The sequence below is a fragment of the Nocardia brasiliensis IFM 10847 genome (genome assembly GCF_000710915.1).
Taxonomy (GTDB): Bacteria; Actinomycetota; Actinomycetes; order Mycobacteriales; family Mycobacteriaceae; genus Nocardia; species Nocardia brasiliensis_A.
Genome location: NZ_BAUA01000178.1, coordinates 1 through 11,052 on the forward strand (window position 1 = coordinate 1; position 11,052 = coordinate 11,052).

The 11,052-nt window shown below is 68.3% G+C and carries 8 protein-coding genes and 1 pseudogene; 6 read left to right on the forward strand and 3 right to left on the reverse strand.

Annotated features, from left to right (window positions below):
• Together NBRGI_RS34655 and NBRGI_RS34660 are read left to right on the forward strand one after the other, a co-directional pair.
• A partial coding sequence (locus NBRGI_RS34655; protein WP_029901392.1) for an AIR synthase-related protein occupies positions 1-1,315 on the forward strand: 1,315 nt, incomplete at its 5' end.
• Positions 1,316-1,350: 35 nt separating this feature from the next.
• Positions 1,351-3,072, forward strand: a complete 1,722-nt coding sequence (locus NBRGI_RS34660; protein WP_036561974.1) for an alpha/beta hydrolase — start codon at positions 1,351-1,353, stop codon at positions 3,070-3,072.
• Between the two features lie 64 nt (positions 3,073-3,136).
• On the opposite strand, the gene NBRGI_RS34665 is transcribed toward NBRGI_RS34660, so the two are convergent.
• A complete protein-coding gene (locus NBRGI_RS34665) occupies positions 3,137-3,427 on the reverse strand; it encodes a YiaA/YiaB family inner membrane protein (RefSeq protein ID WP_029901394.1) in 291 nt (96 codons plus the stop codon).
• A gap of 237 nt (positions 3,428-3,664) precedes the next feature.
• Here NBRGI_RS34665 and NBRGI_RS34670 point away from each other — a divergent pair, with 237 nt between their 5' ends.
• The 4 genes from NBRGI_RS34670 to NBRGI_RS34685 all read left to right on the forward strand — a co-directional run bounded on the left by NBRGI_RS34670 (position 3,665) and on the right by NBRGI_RS34685 (position 8,850).
• The gene (locus NBRGI_RS34670; RefSeq protein ID WP_014981462.1) at positions 3,665-5,404 is read left to right on the forward strand and encodes an alpha/beta hydrolase; all 1,740 of its coding nucleotides are present in this window, start codon (positions 3,665-3,667) and stop codon (positions 5,402-5,404) included.
• Positions 5,405-5,442: 38 nt separating this feature from the next.
• On the forward strand, positions 5,443-6,081 hold the full coding sequence (locus NBRGI_RS34675; protein WP_235211200.1) for a CPBP family intramembrane glutamic endopeptidase: 639 nt from the start codon (positions 5,443-5,445) through the stop codon (positions 6,079-6,081).
• Between the two features lie 192 nt (positions 6,082-6,273).
• Positions 6,274-7,722, forward strand: coding sequence for a serine hydrolase domain-containing protein (locus tag NBRGI_RS34680; protein WP_029901397.1), 1,449 nt, complete (start codon positions 6,274-6,276; stop codon positions 7,720-7,722).
• 735 nt (positions 7,723-8,457) lie between these two features.
• Positions 8,458-8,850: a sterol carrier family protein gene (locus tag NBRGI_RS34685; protein ID WP_029901398.1), complete on the forward strand. Its 393-nt coding sequence runs from the start codon at positions 8,458-8,460 to the stop codon at positions 8,848-8,850.
• 616 nt (positions 8,851-9,466) lie between these two features.
• Here NBRGI_RS34685 and NBRGI_RS34690 read toward each other — a convergent pair.
• The gene (locus NBRGI_RS34690; protein ID WP_029901399.1) at positions 9,467-10,486 is read right to left on the reverse strand and encodes an acyl-CoA dehydrogenase family protein; all 1,020 of its coding nucleotides are present in this window, start codon (positions 10,484-10,486) and stop codon (positions 9,467-9,469) included.
• Between the two features lie 19 nt (positions 10,487-10,505).
• Positions 10,506-11,052, reverse strand: a pseudogene (locus NBRGI_RS34695) (ABC transporter permease); the annotation flags it as partial.

Consider the following 11,052-nt stretch of genomic DNA (forward strand, 5'->3'; position numbering starts at 1 on the left):
CTCCAGCGAATCGCAGGAGCGCATGTGCGCGGTGGTGACCCCGGAGAACGTGGACGCGTTCATGGCCGTGTGCCGCAAGTGGGACACGCTCGCCACGGTGATCGGCGAGGTCACCGACGGCGACCGGCTGGTCGTCACCTGGCACGGCGAGACCGTGGTCGACGTCCCGCCGCGCACCGTCGCGCACGAGGGCCCGGTGTACGAGCGCCCGGTGCAGCGGCCGGACGAGCAGGACGCGCTGATCGCCGACAGCACCGGCAAGCTGACCCGCCCGAAGACCGGCGACGAACTGCGCGCCACGCTGCTGCAGATGCTGGCCAGCCCGCAGCTGTGCAGCCGCAAGTGGATCACCGAGCAGTACGACCGCTACGTGCGCGGCAACACCGTGCTCGCCGAGCACGCCGACGCGGGCGTCATTCGGATCGACGAGTCGACCGGGCGCGGTATCGCGCTGGCCACCGACGCGTCCGGCCGCTACACCAAGCTGGACCCGTACACCGGCGCGCAGCTCGCGCTGGCCGAGGCGTTCCGCAATGTCGCCACCACCGGCGCGACCCCGAAGGCCGTCACCAACTGCCTGAACTTCGGCTCGCCGGAGGATCCGGGCGTGATGTGGCAGTTCCAGCAGGCCGTGCGCGGCCTCGCGGACGGCTGTGTGGCGCTGGGCATTCCGGTCACCGGCGGCAACGTGAGCTTCTACAACCAGACCGGGCAGACGGCCATCCTGCCGACCCCCGTGGTCGGCGTGCTCGGCGTCATCGACGACGTGCACCGGCGCATCCCGACCGGGCTGGGGCTGGAGCCGGGCGAGACCCTGATCCTGCTCGGTGACACCCACGATGAATTCGACGGCTCGATCTGGTCCCAGGTCGTGCACGACCACCTGGGCGGCGTGCCGCCGAAGGTCGATTTCGCGCGCGAGCAGCTGCTCGCCGAGGTGCTCACCGCGGGCTCGCGCGACGGCATGATCAGTGCCGCACACGACCTTTCGGAGGGCGGCCTGATCCAGGCCGTGGTGGAGGCCGCGCTGGCCGGTGAAACCGGTTGCCGCATCCTGCTTCCCGAGGACGCGGACCCGTTCGTCACGCTGTTCTCCGAATCGGCGGGCCGGGTGCTCGTCGCGGTGCCGCGCTCGGAGGAGACCCGGTTCACCAAGATGTGCACCGCCCGCGAACTGCCGTGGGTGCGCATCGGCGTGGTCGACCAGGGCGCGGATTCGGTGGAGGTGCAAGGACAGTTCTCCGTCCCGATGGACGAGTTGCGAGCCGCGCACGAGGGCACGCTGCCGAAGTTGTTCGGAGCAAGTGCGCTCTGATGGCGGCTGAGGCTGGAGCGGTCTCAGTAGTACGTATGCGCGACGGCGCCGGCCGGATCGTCGGCGCCGTCGAGCGTTTCTTTCGCCCGAACTATGTGGGTCTGGTCGTCGCGACGCTGTTCTTCTCGTTGTCGCTGACGCCGTCGCTGCTGCCGCGGGATTGGTTGTTCGAGGGACTGATCGGCGGGGTCAACGCGGCCATCGGCTACGGCGTCGGTTGTCTGCTGGAGTTGATGTACCGCAGCTGGATTCGGCCGCGGTTGCCCGAGCAGGTCACCGAGGTGGTGACGCGTCTGCCCACCTGGCTGCCAGCGGTGGTGAAGGTGGTGGTGCTGCTCGGCTGTGTGCTCGCCGCGGTGCTCATGCTGGTGCAGTCGGCGCGCTGGCAGCGCGAGATCACCCAGCTGATGGGCATGGACGACATCACGACCAGCGGCTTTCTGCGCACCGGTGCATTGAGCGCCGCCGTGATCGCGCTGGTGATCGGCGTGTTTCGAGCGGTGCGTTGGCTGGTGCGGTGGGTCGCGGGTGAGCTGACGAAGTGGGTGCACGTCCCGCGCCGCCTCGCCATGCCGCTCGGCTTCCTGATCGTCACCATCGTGGCCGTCACGCTGTTCAACGGCGTGCTGGCGAAAGCCTTCTTCTCGGTGGCGAATTCGGCGTTCAGCGTGCGCAACAGCCATACCTCGCCCAATGCCACGCAACCGCAGCTGCCCGAAAGATCCGGCAGCCCGGCCTCATTGGCGAAGTGGGAGACCCTCGGTTCGGAGGGGCGGTGGTTCGTCTCCTACGTGCCGAGCGCCGTGGATATCGAAAGAGTCACCGGCAAACCGGCCAAGGAGCCGATCCGGGTCTACACCGGCCTGGAATCGGCGGACGGTCCCGAGGCGCAGGCCGAACTGGCCGTCGCCGAACTCGAACGCACCAGGGCCTTCGATCGCAAGGTCCTGGTGGTGGTGACCACGACCGGCACCGGCTGGGTCGACTCGACCAGCGCCGAATCCGTGGAGATGATGTATGGCGGCGACAGCGCGATCGTCGCCACCCAGTACTCGTATCTACCCAGCGTGCTGTCCTTCCTGTCGGACAAGGACAAGGCGACCCGGATGGGAAAGCTGGTGTTCGACAAGGTTTACCAGCACTGGTCGGCGCGGCCGGCCGAGGCCAGGCCGAAGCTGCTCGTCTATGGGGAGAGCCTCGGCTCGCAGGGGGCCGAAGGCGCGTTCTCCGGTCTCGCCGACCTGCGCAACCGGACCGACGGCGTGCTCTGGGTGGGGCCGCCGAACTCGAACCGGTTGTGGAGTGAATTCGTCGCGCGGCGCGATCCCGGGACCCCCGAGGTACTGCCGACCTACGCTGACGGCCTCGTGGTGCGCTTCGCGGACGGTCGCGGTGATCTGTGGCAGCCGTCGAGCACCTGGCTGACACCGCGCGTCGCCTACCTGCAGCACGCGTCCGATCCGGTGGTGTGGTGGTCGCCGGATCTGTTGTTCAGCGAACCGGATTGGCTGCGCGAGCCGCGCGGCTCCGACGTGTCGCCGACGATGGCGTGGTATCCGATCGTCACGTTCTGGCAGGTCGCCGCCGATCTGCCCAATGCGCAGGGCGTCAACGATGGGCACGGGCACCGCTACGGCACGCTGGTGCTCGACGCCTGGGCCGCGATCGCGCAGCCGCCGGATTGGACCGCCGATCTCTCGGACCGGATCCGAAACTACCTGGCGGAGTCGGCCGTTCGGGAACGCTCACTCAAGTGAGGAGTCGGTCCGCTGGCCTGGGCGGGCCAGGACCCCTCGTCACCGGGCCCGCCCAGGAGCGTGATCAGGCGATGGTGTTGAACGGATCGTGCTCGGCGAGCAGCTTTTCCATCCGTGCCTGATCGATGCGACCGTGCACGGTCGCGGCTTCGTGCTGGTCGCGCACCACCTTCGCCAAGGTGAAGGTGCTGGTGACCAGGAAGAGCAGGCTCATCGCCAGAAAGCCGCGCTGCCAGATGTCCAGCGGCAGATACAGAATGCCCGCGCCCGCCCCGAAAAAGCTGACGCCGAACGCGATCGCGGCCTGGGCGACGAAGGCCGAGGTGGTCTTCGGCTGTGCGTTGGGAGTGCTCATACCAAGAATTCTGGCGACACGCGCACTCGCACAACCGTGTACAACTACTCGAGCACCCTGGGTAGTTGCCGGTCCGCCGCTGCGCGAGACGACAGGTGCGGTAGGCCGGTGTGATCTGTGTCGATACTCCGCGTGGCGGCCTGGCCAACGCTCGCAGGCGGAACCGGACCGCCATACTGTTGCGATGATGATCGCTATGGAACTGCTCGCGGCCGAACTCCGCACGCGCTGAGTTTCGTGCTAGAGACCGCCTCCACCCTGACGAAGCTGCGTACGCGCGGCGTCGTCGTCGTGCGGCGCGTGGAAGACGTCATCGACCTGAACTATGTCGGACTGGTCTTCGCCACGTTGTTCTTCGCGCTGTCGGTGACGCCGTCGTTGGTGCCGCGCGACTGGCTGTTCCAGGGTCTGATCAGTGGAGTCAACGCCGCGCTCGGCTACGGCGTCGGTTGTCTGCTCGAGTGGTTGTTCCGGCTGTGGGTGCGGCCGCGGTTGCAGAAGTTCCTGCCGCCGCCGCCCACCTGGGTGCGCTACGCCGTGAAGTCGGCGATCCTGTTCACCGCCGCGTTGAGCGCGGCGCTGATGCTGGTCCAGTCGGCGCGCTGGCAGCGCGAGATCACCGCGCTGATGGGCATGGAAGGCACCACGACACCGGCGTATCTGCGCACCGGCTTGCTGAGCATGGCGGTCGGCGCGGCCGTGGTGGCCGCGTACCGGACGGTGCGCGAGACCATCCTGTTCCTGGCGCGGCTGCTCAACCGATGGGTCCGGGTGCCGCGCGAGCTGGCGCCCGCCGCGGGCTTCCTGGTGCTCGTCGTGCTGACCGTGACGATCTTCAACGGCGTGGCCTCGCGGGCCTTCTTCGCGGTGGCCAATTCGGCGTTCAGCGTGCGCAACGACCACACCTCGACGAATGCGGTCCAGCCGACCCAACCGGAACGTTCCGGCAGTCCCGCGTCACTGGCCAAATGGGAGACCCTCGGGTTCGAGGGGCGCTGGTTCGTCTCGCACGGACCGACCGCGAGCAAGATCAGCGAAGTGACCGGCAAGCCCGCACGCGAGCCGATCCGCGCCTACGTCGGGTTGGAGTCGGCCGAGAACGGCGAAGAACCCGCCGAACTGGCGGCCGCCGAGCTCGAACGCACCGGCGCCTTCGACCGCAAGGTGCTCGTGGTGGTGACCACCACCGGCACCGGTTGGGTGAATGCCATGGCGGCCGGAGCGATCGAGTACATGTACGGCGGCGATAGCGCGATCATCGCCACTCAGTACTCGTATCTGCCGAGTGTGCTGTCGTTCCTGGCCGACCGAGGCAAGGCCGCGACGGCCGGAAAAGAGCTGTTCGACGCGGTGTATCGGCACTGGAGTGCGCGCCCGCAACAGCAGCGGCCGAAGCTGCTGGTCTATGGGGAGAGCCTGGGCTCGCAGGGTTCCGAGGCGGCGTTCGACGGGCTCGCCGACCTGCGGACGAAGGTGGACGGCGCGCTCTGGGTGGGGCCGCCGAACTCGAATCGGCTGTGGGAACAGTTCGTTTCGCGGCGTGATCCCGGCTCGCGCGAGGTCGAGCCGGTCTATGCCGACGGCCTGGTCGTGCGATTCGCCTCGGACAGTGCGGATCTCGCGCGTCCGTCCACCGAGTGGCGGCCGCCGCGGATCGCGTACCTGCAACACGCCTCGGACCCGATCGTCTGGTGGTCGACCGATCTCATCTTCTCGCAACCGGATTGGCTCTCGGAGCCGCGCGGTTCGGATGTCTCCTCGCAGATGCGCTGGTGGCCGTTCGTCACCTTCTGGCAGGTGGCCGCCGACCTCACCAATGCTCAGGGCGTCACCGACGGGCACGGGCACCGCTACGGCAGCCTCGTGCTGGACGGCTGGGCAGCGGTGGCGGCGCCGCCGGACTGGTCGGCGGCGATGTCGGACCGGATCAGGGCCGAGATCGAGTCCGCCGAGGATTTCGAACGGAAGATCAAGTGAGGCGTTTACCGAAAGCCTTTGCTGCCATTGGGATTCCGTTGGTTTGGAGCAACCTGGTGCTGCCCGGGCTCGGGCTCGGCGTGCGGGGGCGGACCGCGGCCAATGCCGGATTCGCCACGGGTTACGCGGTTGCCTTTCAGGGTGTGCCCGATTGGCTCTCTGCGAAGGGTTTTCGATACGGCGCGGCGTCGGCGGCGCTGGTCGCCGCCGGTTATGGTGTGGCCCTTGCGGTTCCGTCGGCGCGTCGCGGGTTGGCTGCGGCTGCTGATCGAGCACCGGATGTGCCGATCGCCGAGTGGGTCGGTGTGCATATTCCGATCGGCACGGTTTACAGCGAAGAGCTGATCTTCCGCGCGACGTTGGAACCCTTGCTGGACAATGCTTTCGGTTCGATTGTGGGAGCCCTCGTGGGTTCGACGACCTTCGGCTTCTGGCATGTCCATCCGGCACAGGCCGCGGGTGACAGTGTTCCGGTGACCGTGGCCGCCACCGCCGCGGGCGGTTTCGTCCTCGGCCGGCTCCGCCGGCGTACCGCGAGCGCCACGGCTCCCGCTCTGCTGCATCTCGCCACCAATGCGGGTGGTGCCCTCGCGCCGCAACTGGCTCGGCGACTGTCCTTCGGGCCGGGCCGAGCGCGGCCATCGTCGAATGGGCCGGTCGCCGGGGGCGACCGCTAGCGCGTTCCCGCGCCGAGCTGAGTCGGGCTGCCGGTCAGGCAGTCCGTGTCATCGCCGAATTCCGCTGAATCGGTAGTGAACCGGCATTTCCTGACGTTTCCGCGACGACTGTTGCGTACGACGTTCCTTCATGCGTACAGTGTTCGCATAAGGGAACGGCGTGCGCGCCGACTGGAAGAGCAGGAGAAGAACATGTCGAACACGGTGAGCCAGGGCGTCGAAGAGGGCCGGAAGCCGGGTGGAAATGCGGCTGGGCGGACGTTCCCCCTGGCGCACTGGCAGCAGCGCCTGGACGAACTGCGTGCTACGCACCATGTACCCGGCGCGGCGCTGGCTGTGCTGGTCGACGGTGAAATCCACGAAATCGCCAGCGGAGTACTGCATCGCGGCACCGGCGTACCGGTCACCACCGACGCGGTGTTCCTGTGCGGTTCGGTCGCCAAGGTCTACACCGCGACGATGATCGTGCGCCTCGCGGATGCGGGCGAACTGGACCTCGACGCCCGGGTGAAGGACGTGCTGCCCGAGTTCGCGACGCCGGATGCCGAAGCCACCCAACAGATCACCGTGCGTCAGCTGCTCAGCCACACCGGCGGCGTGACCAACGACTTCAACTTCGACGGCGGCCGCGGCGACGACTGCCTCGCCCGATATGTCGAGGCGGCAAGGGAAGTCGCGCTCGACTGCAAACCGGGGACGGCGATGTCCTACGGCAGCCTGGGCTACGGGGTGCTCGGGCGCATCATCGAGGTGATCACCGGCACCACCTTCGATCAGGCACTACAGGATCTGATCGCCACCCCGCTCGGCCTGGACCATCTGGTGACACTGCCGGAACAGGCGCTGAAGTTCCCCACCGCGATGAGCCATCTCGGTGCGCCGGGGGCCTACCCCGAACCCGCGCCGGAGTGGGACATCATGCCCCGTGCGGTTGCGCCGATGGCCAGGGTGATCACCTCCGCGGGCGACATGGTGCGCTTCGCCAGCGTGCATCTCAACGGTGGTCGCGCCGCCGACGGCACCGTGCTGCTGTCCGCGAAAGCCGTTGCGGCGATGCAGCATCAGGTGGTGGACGTGCCGGACAAGTGGTCGGTCAGCGCGGACGGCTGGGGCTTGGGCTGGACCCTGTACGACTGGGACGGCATCAAAGGATACGGCCACGACGGTGCCGCGATCGGCCAGTACGCGTACCTGCGGGTCGTCCCCGAGGCCGGGGTGGCGGTCGCGCTGCTCACCAATGGCGGTGGCGCACGCCAGCTTTACGCGGCGCTGTTGCGTGAACTGCTCGGCGACTTGGCCGGGGTGCGGATGCCGGAGGCCTTCGGCCCGGCCGACCCTCCGGTGCAGGTGGACATCGCGCCGTTCGTCGGCACCTACCGGCGAGCCGGTGTCGTGATCACGGTCAGCAAGCCCGTGGACGGATCCGCGCACATGCTCTACGAATTCGTCGACGACATGAAGAACATGTCCCCGCCCCTGAGCATGGACCTCACCCCGGTCTCACCCACCGTCTTCGCCGCGTCCGGCGCCGGCCCCTCATTCAGCGAGGACTACATGCCCGTCGTCTTCAGCACGCTCACCGACGGCACCGAAGCCTGCTACGTAGGCATGCGCGCCACCCCCAAACAACCCGCCGCCTGAATCCCGAGCCAGGTAGGGCCGCTCCCAGCGGCTCTACCGGTCTGGGGCTATCTTGCCTTCGGTGGCGCTACTGGTCTGGGGCGATCTTGCCCTCGGTGGCGCTGCTGGTCTGGGGCGATCTCGCCTTCAGCGGCTCTACCGGTCTGGGGCGACTCTGGCGTGTGTGGCTGTGCTGGTCCGGGACGATTTCGGCCTGCTCGGCTCTACGGGCCTGGGGCGATCCCGGCCTGTTCGGCTCTGCCGGTCTGGTCGATCCTGGCCTGTTCGGCTCTGCCGGTCTGGTCGATACTGCCCTGCGCTACTCTGCTGGCCTGTGCCGCACTGCTGGGCTGCACCGACCCCCTTACCGCGTCCGAGTGGCCGTGCCGTGCACCAGTTGTCATGTCGGCGCGCGAGTTGCTGTGCCGCGCGCGATCGCATGCCATGCGTGAGTTGCTCTGCCGCGCGTGGGTTTTCGCGCCGCGCACGAGTTGTTGCGGCGCGCGCGTATTGGTCGACGACTTTCCGCGCGGCGTGAGAATCTCTGCGCGGCGTGCGAATTCGTGCGCGTCGACAGAGCATGCAAACGGCTGGGCGTGACAAGTCGTGCGCGAGGTGAAGGTTTGTGCGCGGTAGGAGTGCGGTGCGGTTCGGTGCTGGCGTGCGACCGGGAGGACGTGGGCGGGCTAGGGCGGATGGCGGGGGTTGGGAAGGACGCCGAGGCGTCGAATCGGGGGCGTCGGTAATGTCGGCGGGGTGGCACGTCAAACGGTGAGTCCGGCCGAGTTGCGGTCGGCGGTGGATGCGGTGAGCGAATGGTTGCGGGATGAATCGGTGACAGCCCCTGCGCGCACCGAACTCGCCGCGGCGGTCCGCGCGACAGCACGCACACTGGCCGCTTCGGCACCCGGCCACTCGGTGGAGGTCCGGGTGCCACCGTTCGTCGCGGTCCAATGCATCGAGGGCCCCCGCCACACCAGAGGCACACCCCCGAACGTCGTCGAAACCGACCCTCGCACCTGGCTACTACTCGCCACCGGCCTCCTGGATTTCGACGCCGCCGTCACCTCCGGCACCCTCACCGCCTCCGGCAACCGCGCCCCCGAAGTAGCCCACTGGCTCCCCATAGCCCGCCTTGCCGCGGATTGAAGACCTGAATCGGGGATCGCCCCGGCCGGGCCATACTGGCCAAGGACCTGACGGTGTCGCGGGCGCAGGTCCGCCGCGCCCGCGCGCAGGTCCGCCGGGGCTGAACTGGGTGGCGCGCCGACCGTCGGATATTGCCGCCGCCGAGGTGTTGGGCACGCTTTGCGCGGCGGGCAATCACGCCCTGAAGCCGCGCACTGGCTCCCCATGGCCCGCCTCGCAGCGGATTGAAGTCCTCACTCCGGCGATCGCCCGGGCCAGGCCGTACTGGCCGAGGACCTGACGGTGTCGCGGGCGCAGGGACGCCACGCCGGGCGCAGGTCCGCCGCGTCCGCCGGGGCTGGGCTGGGTGGTGCGCGCAGACCGTCGGATCTCGCCGCGTCGAGGCGTTGGGCACGCTTTGTGCGGCGGGTAATCGCGCCCTGCAGCCGCGCACTGGCTATTGAATGCGGTTGAGCTCGGATGTCGTCGTCCGCCGCGCGTTGTGGGTTGGCCCCTGTCGGCGTGCTCTCCTGGGCGGGCAACCACGCCGTGGAACCAGGTGCCCCCGATCGCCCGCTTCGGACGGAACTGACCCCATAGCGACTGGGCCGCAAGGGGTTTGGTGAGCGGAGTTCGGTCAGGGTTGTCCGGCAGTGCCGGTGAGGTGGTCGAAGAGTGCGGTTTTGATCGGCGGGCGGGAACCGAAGACCAGGGTGAACGTCGCTTCGCGGAGGGTGCGTTCGGCGGTGGAACCGGTCACGATGCCGCGGCTGCCCGTAGCGGTCATCAGCGCGGCGGCGGTGCGCAAGGCCAATTCGGAGGCTCGGGCGCGTGCGACGAACAGGTCGGTTTGCCCAAAAAGGCCCGCGTCCAATTCCTTTCGGATGTGCACGGCTGCTTCGCGCAGCGCCTCATGGTCGGCACCGAGCGTTTCGAGCTCGGCGACACAACGGCGGACGAGGCCGAGCGGCAACGAGCCGTTGCGCCACACGGCAATTGCGGCGGAGTCGTGGAACTTCTGCAATGGAACCAAGGTGTCGACGTCGGCGTCCGGGACGAACAGTTCGTCGAAGGTCGCGGTCACGGTTCGGCTCGCATTCGCGGCGACCAACGGGATCTGCCGCACCCGCAGCTGCGGCCCTTCGACAGCGGGCACGACGACGCTCACCAGGGCGCTCTCGTCGGCGCTGTCCCGTGCCATCACCCCGACGAGGTCGACCATGCCCCAGCCGCTCACGAACGGTGCGGTCCCTTCGAGCAGATAGCCGCCCGCCGTGCGGCGGGCGACGAGCGACGGCGGTTCGGCCGCGCCGGCGTAGCTGACACCGGCGCGGATCCGCCCGTCCCGCAGCTCCGCGGTGAGACGTTCGCGCAGTTCATGATTCGGCGACCCACTGACCCGTCGCGCCACCCCGTGATGTTGCGCCCAGACGAACGCTGTCGCCAAACAACCCGCGATCAAAATCTCGGCGGCCTCGGTGAACGTGGCCGGATCCAGATCGTCCTGGAGCGCGACGCCGTAGAACCCGGCCTCGGCCAGCCGATCGAAGTGTGCCCGCGGAATCTCCCCGTCCCGATCGACGGTCCGCGCCTGCGGCGCGAGCACCTCGTCGGCCACCTGCGCGGCCCGTTCGATCCACGATTTCTCAGCCGTCATCTTCGCGCCCCGATGCCGGTCAGGCTTCGACCCGGTTGGTGCGGTGCAGGCCTTTGCGGTCGTAGAAGCGGGTGATGGCGGCGCCGAAGGCCAGGCCGATGGCGAGACCGAGGACGGCCATCCAGACGCCGCGGGACAGGCCCGCTGCGAAGTTCGCGTCGAAATACAGGATGGCGCGGATGCCGAGGAACACCTGGTGCATCGGTTCGAAGGAGGCGAGCCAGCCGAAGTACTGCGGGGTCGCCTCGATCGGGACGGTGCCCCCGGAGGACGGGAGGCCCAGGATGATGAACAGGATCAGGTTCACCAGCAGGCCCGCCGAACCGATCGCGGCCAGCATGGACAATCCGGTGGCGCCGACGGCGATCATGGCGAGCGCGCTGTAGAGGAACAGCGCGAGCGGATGGTCGATCGGCATGTCCAGGATCTTGCCGACGATCAGGAAGACCGCCGAGACGATGTTCGCGGTCACCACCAGCACGCCCCACTTGATCAGCAGGGTGCGGAAACGGGAGATCGGCGTGGGCGGATAGTGCACGTACCACGGCCCGTATTCGGTGGGAATG

What these genes read in the sequence shown, in the direction of transcription:
- NBRGI_RS34660 (WP_036561974.1), top strand. Translation starts at nt 1,351, where the DNA reads ATGCGCGACGGCGCCGGCCGGATCGTCGGCGCCGTCGAGCGTTTCTTT.
- NBRGI_RS34665 (WP_029901394.1), bottom strand. Translation starts at nt 3,427, where the DNA reads ATGAGCACTCCCAACGCACAGCCGAAGACCACCTCGGCCTTCGTCGCC.
- NBRGI_RS34680 (WP_029901397.1), top strand. Translation starts at nt 6,274, where the DNA reads ATGTCGAACACGGTGAGCCAGGGCGTCGAAGAGGGCCGGAAGCCGGGT.
- NBRGI_RS34690 (WP_029901399.1), bottom strand. Translation starts at nt 10,486, where the DNA reads ATGACGGCTGAGAAATCGTGGATCGAACGGGCCGCGCAGGTGGCCGAC.